18 protein-coding genes and 2 pseudogenes are annotated in these 19,899 nt (G+C 70.7%); 12 read left to right on the top strand and 8 right to left on the bottom strand.

The annotated features are described in order from the left end of the window. Both ACFCXS_RS35750 and ACFCXS_RS35755 read right to left on the bottom strand, forming a co-directional pair. Positions 1-313 (bottom strand): annotated as a pseudogene (locus ACFCXS_RS35750) (two-component sensor histidine kinase); the annotation flags it as partial. Beyond that, positions 310-999, bottom strand: coding sequence for a response regulator transcription factor (locus tag ACFCXS_RS35755; protein WP_376647521.1), 690 nt, complete (start codon positions 997-999; stop codon positions 310-312). The pseudogene ACFCXS_RS35750 and the gene ACFCXS_RS35755, both read right to left, overlap by 4 nt. Before the next feature lie 36 nt (positions 1,000-1,035). Between ACFCXS_RS35755 and ACFCXS_RS35760 the strand changes: the two genes are divergently transcribed. After that, the gene (locus ACFCXS_RS35760; protein WP_376647522.1) at positions 1,036-1,602 is read left to right on the top strand and encodes a hypothetical protein; all 567 of its coding nucleotides are present in this window, start codon (positions 1,036-1,038) and stop codon (positions 1,600-1,602) included. A 28-nt stretch (positions 1,603-1,630) separates the two neighbouring features. Here ACFCXS_RS35760 and ACFCXS_RS35765 read toward each other — a convergent pair whose 3' ends face one another. The 3 genes from ACFCXS_RS35765 to ACFCXS_RS35775 form a co-directional block, all read right to left on the bottom strand. After that, positions 1,631-2,347: an N-acetylmuramoyl-L-alanine amidase gene (locus tag ACFCXS_RS35765; RefSeq protein ID WP_376647523.1), complete on the bottom strand. Its 717-nt coding sequence runs from the start codon at positions 2,345-2,347 to the stop codon at positions 1,631-1,633. A gap of 450 nt (positions 2,348-2,797) precedes the next feature. Next, a complete protein-coding gene (locus ACFCXS_RS35770; RefSeq protein WP_376647524.1) occupies positions 2,798-3,664 on the bottom strand; it encodes a carbohydrate ABC transporter permease in 867 nt (288 codons plus the stop codon). Further along, entirely contained in the window at positions 3,661-4,659 is a 999-nt protein-coding gene (locus ACFCXS_RS35775) for an extracellular solute-binding protein (RefSeq protein ID WP_376647525.1), read from the bottom strand. The genes ACFCXS_RS35770 and ACFCXS_RS35775 overlap by 4 nt, the downstream gene beginning before the upstream one ends. A 6-nt stretch (positions 4,660-4,665) precedes the next feature. Here ACFCXS_RS35775 and ACFCXS_RS35780 point away from each other — a divergent pair. After that, a pseudogene (locus ACFCXS_RS35780) lies at positions 4,666-4,812 on the top strand (substrate-binding domain-containing protein); the annotation flags it as partial. Positions 4,813-5,020: 208 nt separating this feature from the next. Here ACFCXS_RS35780 and ACFCXS_RS35785 read toward each other — a convergent pair. Together ACFCXS_RS35785 and ACFCXS_RS35790 are read right to left on the bottom strand one after the other, a co-directional pair. After that, positions 5,021-5,542, bottom strand: coding sequence for a hypothetical protein (locus tag ACFCXS_RS35785; protein ID WP_376647526.1), 522 nt, complete (start codon positions 5,540-5,542; stop codon positions 5,021-5,023). A gap of 109 nt (positions 5,543-5,651) precedes the next feature. Further along, complete coding sequence (locus ACFCXS_RS35790; RefSeq protein WP_376647527.1) at positions 5,652-6,584, bottom strand: helix-turn-helix domain-containing protein; 933 nt, start codon at positions 6,582-6,584, stop codon at positions 5,652-5,654. A gap of 275 nt (positions 6,585-6,859) precedes the next feature. On the opposite strand from ACFCXS_RS35790, the gene ACFCXS_RS35795 reads away from it, so the two are divergent. The 8 genes from ACFCXS_RS35795 (at position 6,860) to ACFCXS_RS35830 (ending at position 15,996) form a co-directional block, all read left to right on the top strand. Further along, positions 6,860-7,789: an SDR family oxidoreductase gene (locus tag ACFCXS_RS35795; protein ID WP_376647528.1), complete on the top strand. Its 930-nt coding sequence runs from the start codon at positions 6,860-6,862 to the stop codon at positions 7,787-7,789. Between the two features lie 164 nt (positions 7,790-7,953). After that, positions 7,954-8,715, top strand: a complete 762-nt coding sequence (locus tag ACFCXS_RS35800; protein ID WP_376647529.1) for a nuclear transport factor 2 family protein — start codon at positions 7,954-7,956, stop codon at positions 8,713-8,715. Positions 8,716-9,242: 527 nt separating this feature from the next. Beyond that, on the top strand, positions 9,243-10,751 hold the full coding sequence (locus ACFCXS_RS35805) for a cryptochrome/photolyase family protein (RefSeq protein WP_376647530.1): 1,509 nt from the start codon (positions 9,243-9,245) through the stop codon (positions 10,749-10,751). 148 nt (positions 10,752-10,899) lie between these two features. Then, complete coding sequence (locus tag ACFCXS_RS35810) at positions 10,900-11,370, top strand: hypothetical protein (protein WP_376647531.1); 471 nt, start codon at positions 10,900-10,902, stop codon at positions 11,368-11,370. 151 nt (positions 11,371-11,521) lie between these two features. Then, positions 11,522-12,283 (top strand): class I SAM-dependent methyltransferase, encoded by a 762-nt coding sequence (locus ACFCXS_RS35815; RefSeq protein WP_376647532.1) that lies wholly within the window; start codon positions 11,522-11,524, stop codon positions 12,281-12,283. Positions 12,284-12,455: 172 nt separating this feature from the next. Further along, the gene (locus ACFCXS_RS35820) at positions 12,456-14,213 is read left to right on the top strand and encodes an aminotransferase class I/II-fold pyridoxal phosphate-dependent enzyme (RefSeq protein ID WP_376647533.1); all 1,758 of its coding nucleotides are present in this window, start codon (positions 12,456-12,458) and stop codon (positions 14,211-14,213) included. Next, positions 14,210-15,013, top strand: a complete 804-nt coding sequence (locus ACFCXS_RS35825) for a phosphatidate cytidylyltransferase (protein WP_376647534.1) — start codon at positions 14,210-14,212, stop codon at positions 15,011-15,013. The genes ACFCXS_RS35820 and ACFCXS_RS35825 overlap by 4 nt, the downstream gene beginning before the upstream one ends. 209 nt (positions 15,014-15,222) lie before the next feature. Further along, on the top strand, positions 15,223-15,996 hold the full coding sequence (locus ACFCXS_RS35830) for a polysaccharide deacetylase family protein (RefSeq protein ID WP_376647535.1): 774 nt from the start codon (positions 15,223-15,225) through the stop codon (positions 15,994-15,996). A gap of 87 nt (positions 15,997-16,083) precedes the next feature. Here the strand turns inward: ACFCXS_RS35830 and ACFCXS_RS35835 are convergent, their stop codons facing one another. Beyond that, complete coding sequence (locus ACFCXS_RS35835; protein WP_376647583.1) at positions 16,084-17,028, bottom strand: MerR family transcriptional regulator; 945 nt, start codon at positions 17,026-17,028, stop codon at positions 16,084-16,086. Between the two features lie 119 nt (positions 17,029-17,147). Here ACFCXS_RS35835 and ACFCXS_RS35840 point away from each other — a divergent pair, with 119 nt between their 5' ends. Further along, complete coding sequence (locus tag ACFCXS_RS35840) at positions 17,148-18,671, top strand: alpha/beta hydrolase (protein ID WP_376647536.1); 1,524 nt, start codon at positions 17,148-17,150, stop codon at positions 18,669-18,671. Between the two features lie 150 nt (positions 18,672-18,821). After that, positions 18,822-19,886 (top strand): fatty acid desaturase family protein, encoded by a 1,065-nt coding sequence (locus ACFCXS_RS35845; RefSeq protein ID WP_376647537.1) that lies wholly within the window; start codon positions 18,822-18,824, stop codon positions 19,884-19,886. Positions 19,887-19,899 lie beyond the last annotated feature (13 nt).

Consider the following 19,899-nt stretch of genomic DNA (forward strand, 5'->3'; position numbering starts at 1 on the left):
GGCCCCGTCTCATTGTTGCCCGCGGGGCCCCCCGGGGGGCGGGGGGGGGCGCCCCCGCCCCCCCCCCGCCGCCCCCGCCCCCCCCCCCCACGACGAGCTGGTCGGAGGAGCCGAGCTCGGCGACGGCCTGCTGCACGTCGGCACGCCGGGTGGTCAGGGCGAGCACCGGGGACAGGGCGGCCGCCCGCTGCTCGGTGGCGGTGGTGGCCCGGTCCCGTGCCTGTTCGCGTACGAGGAGGGCGAGGGGGATGAGGAAGGACAGGGCCACCATCGAGGTGACGGCCAGTGCGATTCCGGCGAGTGCGCGTCTCATGGCGAGCTGACCAGCTTGATGCCCAGGCCGCGAACTGTGCGTAGATAGCGGGGGTTTCGCGCCTTCTCGCCCATCTTGCGGCGTAGTGCGGAGAGGTGGACATCGACCGTCTGGTCCTCGACGTAGGGCTGCTGCCACACCTCGGCGAGTATGCGCCGGCGTGTGACGACCTGGTCGGCGTGGGCGGCGAGGTAGGCGAGCAGGTCGAACTCGCGGCGGGTCAGCGGAAGTTCCCGGCCGGCCAGGTGCGCGGTGCGCGCCACCGGGTCGATGCGCAGGTCTGCCACCTGCAGAACGGGCGGCCGGGCCGCCTCGACGTCGGCGGGCACCGACCGGCGCAGCACGGCGGCGAGCCGGGCGGCGAGCTGGCCGCCGGAGAACGGCTTGACCAGGTAGTCGTCGGCCCCCGCGTTGAGCAGTCGGATGATCTCGCTCTCGTCGTCGCGGGCGGTCGCGACCAGGACCGGCACGCGGGAGATGCCGCGGATCATGCGCAGCACGTCGAGGCCGTCCAGATCGGGCAGCCCCAGGTCCAGCACGACGATGTCCGGCGGGCTCTGGGTGATCTCGCGCAGCGCCTCGAATCCCTGGTGGGTGGTCCTGACCGCGTAGCCGTGCCCGGTCAGGACATCGATCAGCGCGGCCCGGATGACGGGGTCGTCCTCGACGACAAGTACGCAGGCCATGAGCAGGCACGGTAGCCGGTCCGTCACTATGGTGCCGTGTCCCGCCTCCTTCGCTACCTGATCATATGGCTGGCCTGCACGGCAGCCAGCGTCACCGCGGTCATCCTCACGATCCACTTCGTGGTGGGGTCGACCCGGCCGACCGCGCCGGTCGCGCAGTCGGCGCCGAGTCAGCCCCTGGAGTCCCCGCGGCCCGGCCCCACCTCCGCCCAGGCCTCCCCGAGCCCCTCGGCGAGCAGCCGCAGACCCGGCCCGCCGCCCCGCAGCAGCACGCCGGCGGCAGATCCCCGCCCGACGCCCACGCCGACGCCCACCGCCCGCACCAGCACCCCGCCTCCGGCCGGCGCGGACGACCCGGGTTGCCAGGAAGGCGGCGCCGGCGTCTACACGGTGCCCTCAGAGGGCGGAAAGGCCACCGTGCGGTTCGGCGACGACGCGGTGTGCCTGATCTCCGCGGTGCCCAACCAGGGGTTCACGGTGAGTACGAGCCGGACCCGGGCGCAGACACTCACGGTGACGTTCTCGGCGAGCCATCACCGCTCTGAGATCACCGCCACGACCCAGCCGCAGAGCCGGGCGGGCGTCCGCGAGGTGTCATGGTGACGCCCCTTGTCGAGCTCGTCCCGACTGGTCAGCGGTGGTGCTCGAGGGGTACGGGCTCGGTGTCCGGCCGAAGGGCGGCGTGTGCAGACGTGAAGTGGTCGTACGCCACCTGCGCCGCGGCGAGGACCTGGGCGTAGATCTGGTCCATGTACGGGCCGGCGCAGACGGTCGAGGACCAGTGGTGGTGGTAGAAGAGGTTGCTCTCACTGGGGCGTTCGTTGATCACCTCGGCGAACAGCCAGCCGGCGAGACGTGCGGCGTTCTTCCAGGTGGTATCGCCGACCGTCCAGTTGGGCGCGAGGGTCGCGTTCGCCATTTCGATGCTGATCGAGCCCTGGTTGCCGGTCGTGTTGCCGACGGCCCAGGCGTACTCGTGCACCTTGACGTACTGAGCGACGGCGCCGGCGGCGTCCACGTCGAAGTGGGCCGAAGCCGGACGTACCTTCCAGACCTCGAGCACACCCTGGTGCGAAAGCCTGCCGGCGTTGTGGTGCAGTGTGACCGACGTCTTCTTGTACGACGTGTGCGTGACGTGGCCCGTCGCGCTGAGCTCGTCGATGAAATCCGCGACGGGGTAGTCGTACGGGATGGTGGCGGTGGCTCGGGGGCCGGTCTGGGCGTTGCCCCCGGTGGAGTCGAAGAAGTCGCTCTCCGGAAGGTCGTCAAGGTTGTCGGTGCCGGGTCCATCGCCGGTGTCGGGTCTCTCGATGGCCGCCCTCACGTCGTCGTCGTAGTTCTCGGACATGACGCCGTCCTTTCAGTTACGCGACTTCGCCTGACAGGTAATCCCGGTGTCCGGGCTCAACCAGGAGGAGACACGCCACGACGGTCGTGAACCGGGCCGGGTACGGCCCGTGCATGCGAGTCTCCTCCCGGGCGCGGCCGGAGATGACGAACGCAAGTCTGGTCGCCTCACAGACTGGTGAGGGGCCGTTCAAGGGCATCTATTTCCAGATTCGCCCTGCGTACAAACCCTGTCAACTCGGGTCGGGCGTGGGTTCGCGACGCCCAGCGCCCCCGGCCGCACGCGCCCCTCCGCGTGCCTCGGCGAGGGCTCGCTCCCTGCTGTCGGTGTCACCAAGGCCCCCGCTTCAGCGGAGGCTCCGTCTTCCCCTCATCCTCCGGCGAAGCCGGACCCGGTCAAGGGCCTTTCGGGCACATCCATGGGCGGGCGCCGCGGCTGGGCCGGTGACCTCTACTTGAGGCTGCCCATGAGGATTCCGCTGCGCCAGTACTTCTGGAGGGCGAACACGAAGACTGCGAGCGGGATGATCGACAGCAGGGAGCCGGTCAGGACGAGCGTGTTCATGTCGCGGGAGTTCTGAGCCTGTTGCACCCAGGAGAAGAGCCCCAGGGTCACCGGGAAGGTGTGCTCGCCGTTGAGCATGAACAGGGGCAGGAAGAAGTTGTTCCAGATGCCGACGAAGTCGAGCATGAAGATGGTGATGCCGCCCGTGCTCATCAACCGCAGCGCGATCGACGCGAAGATCCGCGCCTCGCCCGCCCCGTCGATGCGGGCCGCCTCCATGAGTTCGGCGGGTACCGAGGTGTCGGCGTAGACCTTGCCGAGGTAGACCCCGAACGGGTTGATGAAACAGGGGATCAGCACCGCCCAGATGGTGTTGGTGAGGTGGATGTCGGCGAACACCAGGTAGAGCGGGAATGCCAGCAGGGTGCTCGGCAGCAGGGAGGCACCGACGATGACACCGAAGAGGGCGCCCCGGCCGCGGAAGCCGAACTTGGCCAGGCCGTATCCGGCGGCGAGGGAGATCAGCGTGGAGCCGGCCGCGCCGAGGGTGGAACAGAGGACCGAGTTGAGGATCCAGCGGCCGAACACGCCGTCGTGGTACTCCCAGACCGCCCGCATGTTGCCGGCGAAGTGGTTCCCGGAGAACCACAGACCGAAGGTGGAGTACAGGTCCGGCTGGTTCTTCGTCGAGGCCACCAGCAGGAACCAGGTCGGGGCGAGGGAGTACAGCAGGAAGACGATCAGAAGGGCGGTGGTGAGGGCGACCGCGCGCCTGCTGGGGCGCGCACCGCCCCCGGAGGCGACACTGCTCATGACATCTTCCTGTTCGTGACGCGGTAGAAGACGAACGCCAGGATGCCGGTGATCGCGGCCAGGACCAGCGACTCGGCGGCGGCGTACTGGTAGTCGCCGGTCTTGAAGGCGCGGTCGAAGATCTCCAGCATCGGTGTGAAGTCCGTGCCGATGGACTCGGGCGCGACGTACCGCAGGAACAGCGGCTCGTAGAACAGCTGGAGACGTCCGATCAGGGAGAACATGCCGGTCATCACCAGGATCCCGGTGATGTTCGGCACCTTGATCGACCAGGCGATCCGCCACTCCTTCGCCCCGTCCAGCCGCGCCGCCTCGGAAGGCCGCGTCAGGGTGGACACGAGTGGCTCCAGGTTGGGTACGTCGGCGGGGTGTGTGCCGGGGAGCTGCCAGGTGGAGGTGGTCATCAGGACGGTCTTGCCGAGGTCCCAGGTCTTGAAGACGCCGGGGGCGGCGTAGGAGGCGTTGGAGGCGAGGTTGCCGTCGATCAGTTGCTGGACGACATCGCCCGCCTTGAGCGCCTCGGGCGAGGTGAAGTCGATCACCCAGTGGTCTCCGTCGATCTTGTACCACTGGGCGCCGGCCTGCCAGGAAAGGTCGACCAGGGTGCTGGGGTCCTCGCCCGCCATGTAGAAGATCTTGACGTTCTTGTTCTTCTTCTGCGCGGCCCTGCCCGCCGCGATGACGTCGTCCCAGGTGGTGGGGGCCTTGATGCCGTACTTCTGGAACAGGTCGGCCCGGTAGGCCGTGAACAGCGGCGAGGAGCCGGTGGGGATGCCGTAGGTGGCACCGCCGGGGCTGACCGCGTTCCAGGCGGGGACCGTGTAGCGGGGCTTGTACGGGGCGGCGACCTCGGTGATGTCGGTGAGCAGCCCGTCGGCGGCGAAGGTCGCCAGGTTCATCCCGTCCATCTTCGACAGGCACGGTGCGTCGCCCGATGTGATCGCGGCGCGCAGCTTCTGGTAGACGGTGTCGCCGGCCGCGTTGACGAAGGTCACCTGGGTCTCGCCACCATGCGGGTCCCCTACGAGGAGCTGGGAAGGACCGCTGTGCGCCTCTCGCTCGACCGGGAGGAGAGCATCGCGGGCGACAACCACGTGGTGCTGAGCACCCAGCTGGTCATCCGGGAATCGGTACGGCCACGCAAGTGACCACGCCCCGAAGCGACGCCCCGTCCACAGCAGCGAGGTCCCTCTGATGTCGTGGGCTGAAGCCGCTCTCGGCCGAGCCTCTTCCCGGCTTCGGTGGTGTGGCCTCCGCTCGGCGACCAACGCGGTGCGCCACGCCGGGACGCCATGACGTGGTCGTGGGCTCCTTCGCCGGGGCGGTCATCGCTGCCCAGGGGCTCAACGCGCCGGCCTACGCGGCGTCGTGGATGACGAGCTTGAACTCGGCGAGGGTCAGCAGACGCGGGGCGGCGTCGTTGTGCGTGACACGGAGCGCGAGCGGAGTACCGGGGACGACGAAGACGCCATGGTTCTTGACGTAGTACTGGCCCCCGGGCGTCGGCGTGCGGTGCTCGGTCGCCGTGGTGTCGTTGGGGGTCTGGGTCAGGCCCAGCGGGTCACGGACGTACTGGTCGCGCAGCTCCGTGTAACCGGCCGAGCCGCTGGCGGGCTCCCACTGGATCATCGCGTGCAGATGGCCCCAACCGGCCTTGGACGGCCAGATCAGGCCGCTCCGGTCGTCCGTCGACCAGTCACTCACCACGTAGCCGTCGGGCTGGACGGCCTGGTGCATCTCGAACCGGTCCGTCGGCTCCGCCGTCCCGAAGGCAAACCGGACGATCTTGTACGTGGCCCCCGGCGAGATCAGCTGAGGTGTATCGACCTTGAGAGAGCAGACCTGCACTCCGGCCGCAACGCCGTCATCCGTAGACATGGTTCAGCACTGCCCGCGGCCGGCCGACGGTATGCCTACGCCGCTGCCTGTCTGCGAAGACCGCCGGGGTTTCATCCCGCTGTGGTCGGCAGGGCTGAACCGGACGAAGTCAGACCGCGGCATCACCCTGCGACTCGGACCCGTTCCGGCTGCCGTGTCCGCGGACCGCCCTGCGGAATGCGATCGGGGACTGTCCCGTGCGGTGCATGAAGTACTTGCTGAACTGGGAGGGGTTGACGAAGCCGAGCTGGTCCGAGATCTGGGCCGCGCTCCGGTCGCCGTGGGCCAGCAGACGCTTCGCCTCCAGCTCGACCCGGCGGTCGACGAACTCCTTCGCACTGAGCCCGGCGCTTGCCGCCGTCGCCCGGGAGAGGGTGCGCGCCGAGTAGCCGAGCATGCGGGCGTAGTCCTCCACTCTCCGAGTGCGGGTGAAGTCCCGTTCGACCGCGTCCCGGAACCGCAGGTACGTCTCGCCCCGTTCCGGCGGAGGGCCGTCGGCCGGGGCGGTGAGGTGGGCGAGCCGCAGCAGGAGGACCGCCAGCAGGTGACGCAGGGCCTCCCTGTGGATCTCCAGTGGCAGCCGTCCGAGCGCCTGGAACTCGTGGCGCAAGTGCTCCGACGCCATGATCAAGGCCTGGGCGTCGTCGGCCTCCGGCGTGGTGACGACGGGTGCGTGCGGGTCGTCGACGAGAGCGGCCGTCGCGGTGGCCGCGTCCAGTACGTCCTGCCGGAAGAGGATCAGCATGCCCTCGGCCCGGTCGACGTCGCCCCACTGGTGCACCTGTCCCGGACGCACCCACAGCCAGGAGCCCGGCCGCAGCACGTGACCATGGAAGTCGACGGTTTGCCGGAGGTTGCCGGTCGTGAGGGTGAGCAGGTGGTGGAAGCCGGGACGCTGAGGGCGGGCCAGAGTGCTCCCTGGAACGCGACGGCGCAGTTCGGCAAGGGACATGACCTCGACGCCCGCGGGGGTTCCCGCGGGCGCGGCGAAGGGGATTTCAGGGATCCCCTTCGACGAACCGTGTCGGATTTTGGCCATCATCAGTCAGAAGTTTATCGGTATTTATGCAGGTGTGGCCCTACGTTGGTCGTAGAGGCGAGGAACGGGCTTGTCTCTCGTGACGGAAACCGGAAAGGACGGCGAAGGGTGATGGTGCCGGTGGGTGATGACCTCCAACGTCGATGCCCTCTTCGCCCGCAGCGGTTTCGCAACGGACCGGATCTTCACCCCCCGCCCAGGGCGCGCATCGACCGGATCGGCCTCTGACGGGCCCCGGTGGAGCGTCCTGGTCACCACCGGAAGGAGACACACACATCATGTCCGAGCTGCCGATGGGATCCGCGGGTTCCGCGGGATACACGAGCCCTCCGGGATCCGCGAACCCTGCTGGTTCTGAGGGGAGCGTTCCCCTGGTCGCCGTCACCGGCTCCACCGGCCGTCTCGGTGGGCGCGTCGCCCGCCGTCTCGCCGAGCGGGGCATGCCGCAGCGACTGGTGGTCCGCCGCCCCGACCGTGCCCCGCGGCTCCCCGGTGCGGTGGCCGTGCGCGGCGACTACGCCGACCGGGCCGCGGTGCTCGAGGCCCTCGCGGGCATCCGGACCGTGTTCATGGTGTCCGCCTCCGAGAGCGCCGAACGGCTCGCCCAGCACAAGGCGTTCGTGGACGCCGCCGCGGAGGCGGGGGTCCGGCATATCGTCTACGTTTCCTTCTACGGCGCCGGTCCGGAGGCCACCTTCACTCTGGCGCGCGACCACTTCCACACCGAGCAGCACATCCGGGCCAGCGGCCTGGCGTACACCTTCCTCCGGGACAGCTTCTACGCGGAGTTCGTCCCCGACCTCGTCGGCGAGGACGACGTCATCCGCGGCCCGGCCGGACAGGGACGTGCCGCGTTCGTCGGCCAGGACGACATCGCCGACGCGGCCACCACGGTGCTCTCCCGCCCGGACGACCACGCGGGCCTCGCCTACGACCTGACCGGGCCCGAGTCCCTGACGCTGGACGAGGCGGCCGTGATCCTTTCCGAGCAGCTCGGACGCACCGTCACCTACCAGCCGGAGACGATCGAGGAGGCCTATGCCTCCCGCGCCTCCTACGGCGTTCCGCCGTGGCAGCTGGAGGCCTGGGTGTCCACCTACACGGCCATCGCGTCCGGTGAACTCGACGGTGTCAGCGACGCGGTGCCCCGCCTCACCGGCCGCTCAGCCACGTCCCTCGCCGACGTCGTACGCACCACCCGGGGCTGAACCGCGCCACCCCGGAAGTGAAGGTGTCGGTTTTTGAACATCACAGGTCGCCCGAGGCGTCGGTCCGCCTCACCGTTCAGGCCTAGTTTGAACATACCGCCGCTGACCGTCGGCGGATCCCGCGCTGGTCCTCCAGCGCACGTGCACAAGCGAGGAAGACCGTCATGAGCAACGCGAAGAACACCGTTCTCCAGGCCGTCGCCGAACTGTTCGGCGACAAGGATCCATCCGCCGTGAACCGTTGGGTGGCCGCGGGCTACACGCAGCACAGCGCCCTCGCCGCCGACGGCCCCGAAGCCCTGCGCGAACTCGTCGCCGGCCTCGGTGACGACTTCCGCTACGAGGGCGCCCGGGTCATCGCCGACGGCGACCTGGTAGTCCTGCACGGCACGTACCGCGGCTTCGGGCCCGACCCGCTCGTCGGCTTCGACATCTTCCGCGTCGACGCCGACGGCAAGCTGGCAGAGCACTGGGACGCCCTCACTCCGCGAGTGGCGGACACCGTGTCCGGCCGCTCCCAGACCGACGGCCCTGCCGCTGTCACCGAGACCGTCAGGACCGAAGCCAACCGCGCCCTGGTGGCCGAGTTCGCCGAGAGGGTCTTCGTCGGCGCCGACTACTCGGTGCTGACCGACTACATCTCCCCCGAGTCCTACCACCAGCACAACCCCGAGGCCGCCGACGGCCTCGACGGCTTCGGCGCGGCCGCGGCCCGGTGGGCCGAGCAGGGCAAGAACCTCGTCTACAAGAAGGTCCACAAAGTCATCGCCGAGGGCGAGTTCGTCCTGACGCAGTCCGAGGGCGAGTTCGGCGTGCCGGTCGCCTACTACGACCTGTTCCGCGTGGCAGACGGCAAGATCGTCGAGCACTGGGACGTCGTTGCGCCGGTTCCGGCCGAACTGCCCCACGGCAACGGGCTGTTCTGAGAGGTTCGCCCCCGGCCGGGCGCAGAGGACGCACACGTGCGAAGGGCGCTGCGCCCGCTCAACGCCGATGCGGCCGTATCCCGACCGGGGCTGCCGGCGGATACGGCGGATACGGCGGATACGGCGGATACGGCGGATACGGCGGATACGGCGGATACGGCGGATACGGCGAGGAACGCTGCCAGCATGGCCGCGGCAACGGCCCGCCGGGGTCTTCGCGCTGTGGCCGGAGGAGGCGAGTGCCCGCGCGTCGTCGGCCCGGGGCGTCGGACCGGCTCGAAGCCTGCCCCGGCCGTTTCGACCGCATCGTGTTCGCCGCTTTCGGGGAGGACGACGCACTGGCCTGCCGGCAGGCTCTCGGCGACGGCACTCGGCGTTGATCCGATGGCCGCCGTCGCAGCTGTGGGTGCTCGTTCATCGGCACCCGAACGGGGGACGCTCGGCGGTCGACCGCATCCGGTAGCGCTCCGGTGGGCGAAATCTCATCGCCCGTACGCATGCCCCACCCCGGCGGAAGGCTCCCTGCCATGTCCACCCCGCACTGGCTCTTCGGTGACCAGCTCGGCCCGCATTTCCTCACTCCCGCCGGTGAGCTGGGCCCCCGGCACGGGGCGCCTGTGGTGATGATCGAGGCGAAGTCGGTCTTCCGGCGCAGGCGTTTTCACCGCGCCAAAGCCCATCTGGTGCTCTCGGCGATGCGGCACCGCGCGGCGGAGCTGGGTGAGCGGGTGACGTACGTGCGGGCGGAGACCTACTCCGAGGGTCTGCGCCGGGCGGTGGGCGATGCCCGGGTGACCGTGTGTCACCCCACCTCGTTCGCGGCGCTGCGGCTGGTGCGGTCCTTGCCGGGAGTGCGGGTGCTGCCCGCCCGAGGCTTCCTCGTCACGCACGAGGAGTTCGCCGAATGGGCGGGGGAGCTCGGTGGGCGGCGGCTGCTCCAGGAGAACTTCTACCGCTGGGTGCGGGAGCGGCACGACCTGCTGATGGACGGCGGCAGCCCGGCCGGGGGCCGGTTCAACCACGACCACGCCAACCGTGAGCCGCCGCCGCGCGGTGCCACCGCGCTGGAGGTGCCCGGGCCCTACCGGCCGCGGGAGGACGACATCGACGCCGAGGTGCGTCAGGACCTCGACCGGTGGGAGCGTGAGGACGGGGTACGGTTCGTCGGGCGGGACGGCCCCCGCCGCTTCCCGGCCACCCGGCGCGAGGCCCTGTCGGCGCTGCGCCGCTTCGTGGCGCACCGGCTGTCCGCCTTCGGACCGTACGAGGACGCGATGCTGGCCGGCGACCCGGTGATGGCCCACAGTCTGCTGTCGTCCTCGATGAATCTGGGGCTGCTGCACCCCGCCGAGTGCGTGGAACGCGCCGAGCGCGCCTGGCGGCAGGGCACCGTCCCGGTGAACAGCGCCGAGGGGTTCGTCCGGCAGGTCGCCGGCTGGCGGGAGTACGTCTGGCACCTGTACTGGCATTTCGGCGAGGACTACCGGCACGGCAACGCTCTCGGGCACACGCGGGAACTGCCGGCCTACTTCGGCGAACTCGACGCGGACGCGGTCACCGCGCGCTGTCTGGCCGAGGCGCTCGCCCAGGTCCGGGACACCGGGTGGACGCACCACATTCCCCGTCTGATGGTGCTGGGCAGCCACGCGCTGCAGCGCGGGTGGGATCCGGCCGCCGTCACCGACTGGTTCCACCGCTGCTTCGTCGACGGCTATGACTGGGTGATGGTGCCCAACGTGGTCGGCATGTCCCAGTACGCGGACGGCGGGCGGATGACCACCAAGCCGTACACCTCCGGAGGCGCCTACATCCACCGCATGAGCGATCTGTGCGACGGCTGCGCCTTCCGGCCGACCGACCGCACGGGCCCGCGCGCGTGCCCTTTCACCTCCGGGTACTGGGCTTTTCTGCACCGTCACCGGCACCGGTTGTCCGGCAACGCCCGCATGCGGCGCGCGGTACAGAATCTTGACCGGCTCGGCGACCTCGACGAAGTGCTGCGTCAGGAGCGGCGCCGAGAGGACGAGGAGCCGTGACGGGGCCGGGGCGATGGGTCCGCGGCGACGGCACGGACAGGCGTTGCCCTGACATGTGTCAGGAGCTCGGCAACCGCTCCCCCGCTAGGTTCTGACCACGGCGCTTGCCGTAGGTCAGCGCCTTCACTTTTCGAGACGAGGGGGATTCATGAGTCACTCCATGAACCGCAGGGCGCTGCTGAGGTCGGCCGGTTCCGCGGCGGTGGCGGGATCGCTGGGTGCGTTGGGTGTCACGGCGCTCGCCACACCCGCGCAGGCCGCACCCGCAACGATCAACACCGACCAGGTGATGGCCACCACCGATCGCGTGACCCATGCCCCGAACCAGCGCGGAACGATCGGCATCGAACTCCGCTCCGGCTACTACAACGGCTACCAGTACGGCTGGGGCCGGCTCGTCGGCTCCGGCTGGGACCTGCGTGGCTGGATCTGGCTGGACATCAGCAGGGACGGCGGCAGAAGCTGGTCCTTCGCCGACGGCACCTATCTGTCGGACGGCACCGGCTACGCGCACACGTCCGGCTGGCTCACCCAGTCCGACGCGAACTATGTGTTCCGGGCCAGCTACGACCCCAACTTCAGGGCCGTCAACCCGTACCTCCAGAGCGGAATCTGGTAGGAGCGGCCCGGCCGGCTCGGGATCGGCGGCGAGGTCGTGGCCGCCGGTCCGGTTCGGGCTTCCGCAGCGTCGTGGGGCCCGAGTTCGAGGGCACTCGTCAGGGCCGAGGTTTCCTGTGGAAACCTGAACCTGATCGTCGAGGGAGCCCGGCATGCCCACCGCCCCGCGCATCGCACTCGACTCGCCCGCGGCCGTCGACGGGCGTCATATCCGTGCGGTGACCTTCCAGTCCGTACGGATGGAGTACCTGCGGCGCGTGCTCGGGGAGCTGAGCCTCACGGCGGACGGCGGCCGGGCGCTCGTGGTCGGCAGCGGGCGTGGCCTTCTCGCCCGCGGTCTCGCCCGGCTCGGGTTCGAGGCCGTGGGAGCCGATCCGTCCCCCGCCGCGACAGCCCTGGCGCTGGGCGCGGACGGCGGACCCGGCGTCACGTACCTGACGACGCCCGCGGAGGAACTCGACCTCCCGGACCGTTCTTTCGACCTGGTGTACTGCGCCGACACCCTCGAGATCACCGAACGGCCGGATGCGGTCCTCAGGGAGGCCGCACGCGTGCTGCGCCCCGGCGGTGCTCTCGTCTACGACACGGTGAACCGCACCCCCGTGTCCCGCCTCGTCTACCTCGGCGCCTTCCAGACCTTCCCCAGCACACGGATCATGCCCCGGCGCCGCTACGCCGCTCACCGGCTGCGCCGCCCCGTCGAGCTGGCCGAGTCCCTGGACAGGGCAGGGATGTCGGCGAAGGACGTCTCGTCCTTCAAGCCGCGCGACGTACGCAGTCTGGTGCGCGCGACGCGTGGGCGCCGGCGAGGCACGCTGACCGATGATCAACTGCCGGAGCTGGTCGGAATGGTGCTCGAGCCGGAGAACCGCCCGCTCGTGACGTACCTGGGGTACGCGGTCCGCCGGGCATGAGCCACGCTCCCGGGCCCTCGAAGGTTCATGGCACGAAAGCGCAGCGGTCAGGGCACCGGCGAGCGGAAGCGCCTGAGTACGCGTACTCAAACCGTCCGGGCATTCCGCCCCTGCTGCCCGCGGGCCGGTCGTGGCCACACTGGACCCCCTGTCCCCGTCCGAAGAGGTTCCGATGGCCCGTGCCCTCAGTCTGCGTTCCGCCACAGCCGGCGACATGTCCTGGATTCACGAACTGCGCCACCGCGTCTACGCCGAGGAGTTGGGGCAGCACGTGCCCAATGCCGAGGGGCGGCTGGTCGACGGGCTGGACGGCGACAACGTCTACCTGGTCGCGGAACGGGGTGCGGATCGTGTCGGGTTCGTGAGCGTGACGCCGCCATGGGCCGGCAGGTACGGGCTGGACAAGTACCTGACCCGGGCGGAGCTCCCGCTCCTCGACGAGGCCGACGTCTTCGAGGTGCGGCTGCTCACCGTCGAGCCCGACGCACGGGCAGGCGCGGCAGGCGCACTGCTGATGTACGCGGCGCTGCGCTGGATCGCCTCCCGGGGCGGGCGGCGGGTGGTGGCGATGGGCCGTGCCGACCTGCTCGGCATGTACAGGGCGGCGGGTCTGCGTCCCGTCGGCCGTACCGTCCGCAGCGGGGCGGTCGACTTCGACGTGCTGACGGGGGAAGTGGCTGAGCTGTCGCGGTGTGCCGCAGGCCGGCATGCTGCGACCCTGGCCCGGCTGGCGGCCGGAGTGGACTGGCAGTTGGACACGCCGTTCGCACCCCGGCCGGACGGTTGCGAGCACGGAGGGGCCTCGTTCGCCGCTGTGGGCACGGATTTCCGCACTCTTGGACGGCGTCACGAGGTGGTGACGGCCGACGTGCTCGACGCCTGGTTCGCACCGGCCCCCGGGGCGCGCGCCGCGCTCGCCGAGGACGTGGGGTGGGTCGCCCGCACCTCACCGCCGACCGGTGCGGAGGGTCTGCTCGCGGAGCTCGCCGCGGTCCGCGGCCTGCCCCCGGGGACGCTCGCGGTCGGTGCCGGTTCCTCCGACCTGATCTTCCGGGCCTTCGGCCGGTGGCTGACATCGACGAGCCGGGTCCTGCTGATGGACCCCGGATACGGCGAGTACGCCCATGTCACGGAGCGGGTGATCGGCTGCCGCGTGGACCGGTTTCGGCTGCGGCGCGACGAAGGCTGGCGCATCGATCCGGTCCGGCTGTCGGCGGCCGTCGCCGAGGGAGCGTACGACCTTGTGGTCGTGGTCAATCCGAACAACCCGACCGGCCGTCACGCACCGGCCGCCGAGCTGCGCGAGGTGATCACCGCCGCCCCGGCCCGGACGCGGTGGTGGATCGACGAGGCGTACCTCGGCTACGTCGATCCCGCCGAGTCGCTCGCCCCGTTCGCCGCGCGGGACCCGCGCGTGATGGTCTGCACCTCGATGTCGAAGACGTATGCCCTGTCCGGTGTGCGGGCCGCGTACCTGGTGGCCGAGCCGGGTACGGCGGCGGAGCTGAACCGGTGGACGCCGCCCTGGGCGGTGGGGCTTCCGGCCCAGCTGGCGGCCGTGGCGGCACTGCGCGACCCCGCGTACTACGCAACCGCCCTGCGGCGCACGCACGAACTGCGCCGTCGGCTCGCCGCCGACCTGGCCGCGGAGGACGCCTCGGTCACGGTCGAGGAATCGGTGGCCAACTTCCTGTCCCTGACCCTGCCAAGGGGCGGACCGAGCGCCGCCGCTCTGGTAGCGGAGTGCCGGCACCACGGTGTGTACCTGCGGGACCTGTCACCACTGTCGACGGCCTACGAGGGCCGCACGGTGCGCGTCGCGGTCCGCGACACCGGCGAGAACGCCCGCATCGTGGACGCCTACCGGGCCGCCCTCGGTGAACTGCGGGCGCGTCCCGCCGTGGTGCCGGGCGTCGGGGCGGCACGGTGACCTCAGTGGCCGCGCTGGCGCCGTGGCTGGGCGGCGCGCTGCTGATGAGCGGCGTGGCCGTGGGGGCGGCGCGGCGGCGGGAGTTGCTGGTCCGGTGGTGTGCGTGGGCCGTGGGTGTGCCGCTGGTGACCGCCGCGTTCTGGTGGGGGCGGCCCGGGATCGCCCTCCTCGCCGGAGTCGTCGCGGTGGTCGCGGTGCTGGAGTTCGGGGCGCTGGCCCGACTCCCCCGCGTCGACCGGGCCGTGCTCGCCGGGGCCGTCACCGCGTTGATCGTCGCCGCGGCGTGGACGCCGGACCAGGTCTGGCGGGTGGGCGCGGTCGCGGTGCTCGCTCTGGTCGCCCTACCGCTGGTGGCCGGCGATGCCGAGGACGGACTGCGACGGCTCGGCACCGGTCTGCTCGGCTTGGTCTGGCTGGGCGTGCTGGCCGTGCTGGCGCCGTTGGGGACGCTCGGGCTGGCGCTCTTCGCCGCGGTGTCGATCGCCGACGTGGTGGCCTATTTCGCGGGCAGCCGGCTGGGCGGCCCCCGGTTGTCACCACTGTCCCCGGCCAAGCGGTGGAGCGGAACGCTGTGCGGGGCGGCGGCGGGCCTCGCCGTACTCGCGCTGCTGTCGGCATGGAGCTGGCCTGCGGCTGCCGCGGTGGCCGTCGGCGGGCCGGCGGGCGATCTGGTGGAGTCCCTCGTCAAGCGCGGTGCCGGGGTCAAGGACTCGGGCCGGTGGCTGGCGGGAGCGGGAGGGCTGCTGGACCGGATCGACTCACTTGTGGGGGCGTTGGCGGTGGCCGTGGTGCTGGGGTGAGCCGAGGGGGACAGGTCAAGGCTGAGGATTCGGCCAGGTGACCGCCCCATACTCTGCCGGGGTGGATGTGGAGCCGGTTTGTCCGTGCACCCCTGCGGAATTGTCCGAGATCCGTAACGGAGGGATCCCGCAGCCGTCGTCCCTCGTCCTGTCAGGTGGCCGCAAGGTGGCCGGGGTCGGGCGAGGAACTTCGAGGAAGCGGGGCGGACATGGCGCGGCACGGTGGTGGGCGGGGCTGGTACGGCAAGGTCGTCGGGGCGGCGCTCGGGGTGACGGTGCTCGCCACCGGCGCGTCGGTGTGGACCGCGCAGGCCGGCGCCACCGGTACGCCGGCACCGAATGCATCGGCGTCCGCCTCACCCGCCGGTGACACCGAGCCGGTGGCCGTCGGCATCGCGCACGCCTCGGACAAGGGGGCGCGTGGCGTCAACATCACCATCGACGACGGCCCCGACCCCGTGTGGACCCCTCAAGTGCTGGACGTGCTGCGAGAGTACGGGGTGAAGGCCACGTTCTGCATGGTGGGGACGCAGGCGCAGGCGCACCCGGACCTCGTGAAGAAGGTCGTCGCGGACGGGCATCGGCTGTGCGACCACACCGTGTCGCACGACACCTCCATGGACAAGAAATCCGAGGCCTACCAGTCGAGGCAGATCCTCGACGCCGAACGCATGATCACCAAGGCGTCCGGAGGTGTCCGGCCGATGTACTACCGGGCGCCCGGCGGAGCGTTCACCCCGTACAGCCGCAAGTTCGCCGCGTCCCGGGGGATGCGGCCGCTGGGCTGGAACGTGGACACGAAGGACTTCGAGCGGCCCGGCACGGACACCATCGTCGCCACCGTGGAGCGGGAACTGCCCAACGGGCCGACGCTTCTCTTCCACGACGCCGGCGGCGACCGGTCCCAGACCGTCGAGGCGCTGCGGCGGATCCTCCCCTGGCTCAAGGACCAGGGCTACTCCTGCGGCTTCCCGGTGCGTTGAGTGGGCCCTGCTCGCACGGGCCGTGGCCGGTGAGCCCGTCAGTACGGGGCGCCTCCACGTTTCGCGAAGCGCCCCCTGGGAGGTGCTTCACGCCGCTCGGGCGTTGTCCCGCTGCAGCGCCGCGCGCAACCAGTCGTCCGCGGAGCCCGGGGTCGGCTGCGGGTGGGTGCCGGGCGGGGTGAGGACGATGGTGGCGAGTTCCCAGTACTTATCCAGCCGTGCCTCGGCCGCCAGACGGGTCGCCAGCACGCGGCGGAACTCGTCGGTGTCACGGCTGCGGTAGGCACCGGCGTACGCCGCGACGTAGGCGTCCAGAGCCTCGCCCGGTTGCGGGTCCTTGGTCCGGCGCAGGTGTGGTGCTGCGAGTTCGAAGGCTTCTATGAGGCCCGCGTACAGCAGGACGGCACCGTCGGCCCCTGCTACGCGGTGTACCTCCGGCTGGGGCTGCCGACCCCCCGGGCAGGGAGCCGTCGTCATCGCATGCAGCCGGGCGAAGGCGAGCACCTGGGACGCGTGCGGTTCGTCGGGCGGCTGGGGAACGGCCGCCTCCAGGAATGCCGCGGTTGCCCGGCGTGGCATCCGTGCCGGCAGCCAGGCGCGCCAGAACCTGGCCAGCGGTGCGGTGCTGGGTGGGGTGTTCAGCGAGCTGAGCAGCCTCAGCCGGCCGGCGCGCTGAGCCGGCGGGCAGTCCCGCACCAGTTGGAGTGCCGCTTCCCTCCAGCGCAGTGCCTTCAGCTCACTGCCGAGTTCACGCAGGCGGCTGTCGAGGGCGCCCTCCAGTGCCCGGCCTGCCGCCTCCTCGTCCTCGAGGATGCGGCGTACCTCGGGCAGGGGCAGGTCGAGGGTGCGCAGGGAGCGGATCAACTGGAGTCGCTCCAGTGCCTGGTGGCCGTAGCGGCGGTGTCCGCCACTGGTGCGGGCGGCTTCGGGCAGCAGGCCCTGGTCGGAATAGAAGCGGACGGTCTTCACGGTGGCACCGGCACGCTCGGCGAGCTCCCCGATGCTCCACAACACCTCATGTGAAGTGAACAGTTGAACCTCCCTCAGGGGGAGTTCCTACGGTACCGGTGCGCGGGCCGGCGGACGCCGTTGCCCGCGGACGACGGCGTACGCGACCGGCGCGCCGTCACGGACGAGTCCGGGAGGGCTTTGTGCAGGTGTTCATCATGGTGGCGGGTGTCTTCACCGGGGCTCATGTCTGGCAGGAGACGGCCGCGCGACTGGTCACAGCGGGCACCACGGTGCGCGCGGTCCCGCTGACGGGCGTCGACCCGGCCCGCCCCGCCATGCCGGCGGACGTCGGTCTGGAGACGCACATCGAGGACGTGATCGCGGCCATCGACGCGGTGGACGTGACGTCCGGGCAGGAGATCGTGCTCGTGGGTCACGACTACGGGATCCATCCGGTGCTCGGCGCCGCCGACCGGCGGGCGGAGCGCATCGCCCGCGTCGTGTACCTGGACAGCGGGATGCCGCAGAACGGTGTTCCGGCGCTGGCCGCCGTGCCGGATCAGGCGCTGCGCGCGCAGCTGGCCGAACGTGCAGAGGCAGGCGAGCGGGAGGGCGTGCTTGCGCCACCGGCTCACGACGAGTGGGAACGCTGGGGCAGCACCGATGGTGTCGACGAGGCGTCCCTGGAGCGGCTGACCGCCCTGGCGGCGCCGCAGCCGCTGGGCACCCTGCTGCAGCCGTTGCGGCTGACCGGAGCGGTCGCCGCGGTTCCCTTCACCGGCGTGCTGTGCACCGGGAACGGCGCCAGTATCGGTCTGGTGCAGAGGCTCGTCGACTTCGGTGACCCCGCGCTGGCGGCCCTGACCCAGCCTCAGGTCACCTTCTTCGACCTTCCCACCGGGCACTGGCCGATGCTGTCATGTCCCGCCGCACTGGCAGACGTCCTGCTGCGGGCCGCGGCCGGTGAGGGGCATCGCCTGCGGCCGGTCGGCGGCGATGCGCCGCCGCCCGCCCATCTGCGCCCGTTCCCGTTGGACGTCCCCGAGCTGCCTCGCGACCGCCAGGGCCGAGTGGATCTGTACGTTCCCGACGGCGAAGGTCCGCGACCGGCCGTGGTGTTCGTGCACGGCGGACCGGTCCCCGCCGGAGCGCGGCCGAGTCCGCGTGAGTGGCCGACCCTGGTGGGCTACGCCCGCCTGGCCGCCGCCGAAGGCGTGATCGGCGCAGCCCTCGACCACAGTCTTCACGACATCGCGGACTACGAACGCGCCGCCGCGGACATCGCCGCCGCGGTGGAACTCGTGCGGGCCGACGCCCGGGTGGACGCCGACCGGATCGCCCTGTGGTTCTTCTCGGGCGCCGGCCCCCTCACCACGGACTGGCTGACCCGGCCTCCCGCGTGGCTGCGCTGCCTGGCCGCCTCCTATCCCATCCTGGCTCCCTTTCCCTCATGGGGAATGGCAGGCAGCCGCTTTCACCCTGTCAGGGCCGTCGAAGAAGCGGGGCCTCTGCCTGTCGTCCTCGTCCGTGCCGGGCGGGAGGCTCCCGAGATCGCCGCGACCGTCGAAGCGTTCGTGACCGCGGCCGAGAAGTGCGCAGCGCGACTCGAAGTGGTCGATGTCCCCAACGGCCACCATGGGTTCGAAACCATCGACGCGCCCGAGGAGACGGTCCCGGCCCTGCGGCATGCGATGCGCTCGGTGGTCTCGCACCTGACGGAGTGAGGTCCCGCCCGCAGGGATGGGCCGACCCGCCGGCCGTGGACTCGGCCGCATCTGCGGTCTTCCCCCGGAACGATGGTGGCGCTGACTCCACCCCCCATCAGGGGGTGGACGTCATTATGCCGGCGGAGAAAGCTCAGGATACTGAGCGTCATGACCAAATCGATGGCTCTGCAGATGGACCTGCCGACGCGAGGAGCACGAGAGCAGCGGAACAGGGGAAGTGATTTTTCCGAATTGTCTCGGCGGATATCCGAGGCCGGACTTCTCCGGCGCCGCCCCCTGTATTACACCGTCCGTTTCGGACTGGTCGCCCTGGCGCTCGCGGGGTGCGTCGGCGCGTTTGTCGCACTGGGGGACAGCTGGGGCCAGATGTTCGTCGCCGTCGCCCTGGCCGTGGTCTTCGGTCAGCTCGGGCTGGCCGCCCACGACCTCGCGCACCGACAGGTCTTCTCCCGTCGACGGCCGAGCGAGGCGGGGGGACTGCTGGTCGCCGACCTGCTGCTGGGCATGAGCTACGGGTGGTGGATGAACAAGCACACCCGGCACCACGCCAACCCCAACCACGAGGGGAAGGACCCGGACGTCTCGCCGGACATTCTCGTCTGGTCGCACCGACAGGCGCGCACGGCCCGGGGTCTGCCGCGTTTCGTCGGAAAGCACCAGGCCGCGCTCTTCTTTCCGCTGTTGACCCTGGAAGGGCTGAATCTCAGCTTCAGCAGCTTTCGGGCTCTGAAGAGTCCGTCGATGAAGAGGCCCGGACTCGAAGGCACGCTCCTCGTGGCGCATTTCGTGGTGTACTTCGGCGGCCTTTTCACGGTCCTTTCCCCCGTCAAGGCACTCCTTTTCCTCGCCGTCCACCAGGGCCTGTTCGGGATCTATCTCGGTTCGGTGTTCGCGCCCAACCACAAGGGGATGCCGATGATCGAGGAGGGAAGCAGGCTGGACTTCCTGCGCCGCCAGGTTCTCACCTCGCGCAACGTACGGGGCGGCGCACTGGTCGACGCCTTCATGGGCGGGCTCAACTACCAGATCGAGCACCACCTCTTCCCCAGCATGCCGACACCCGCGCTCGCCAGGGCCCAGGTCATCACCGAGCGGTACTGCGAGGAGTTGGGCATCCCGTACCACCAGACGGGACTGATCGCCTCGCACCGGGAGGCGCTGCGCCACCTCAGGAGCGTAGGCGAGCCGCTGCGCGCGCCGGCGGAGGGCTGATCCGGCGGACCGG

Origin of the sequence: Streptomyces sp. NPDC056373 (genome assembly GCF_042262425.1) — a bacterium.
Classification (GTDB): Bacteria; Actinomycetota; Actinomycetes; order Streptomycetales; family Streptomycetaceae; genus Streptomyces.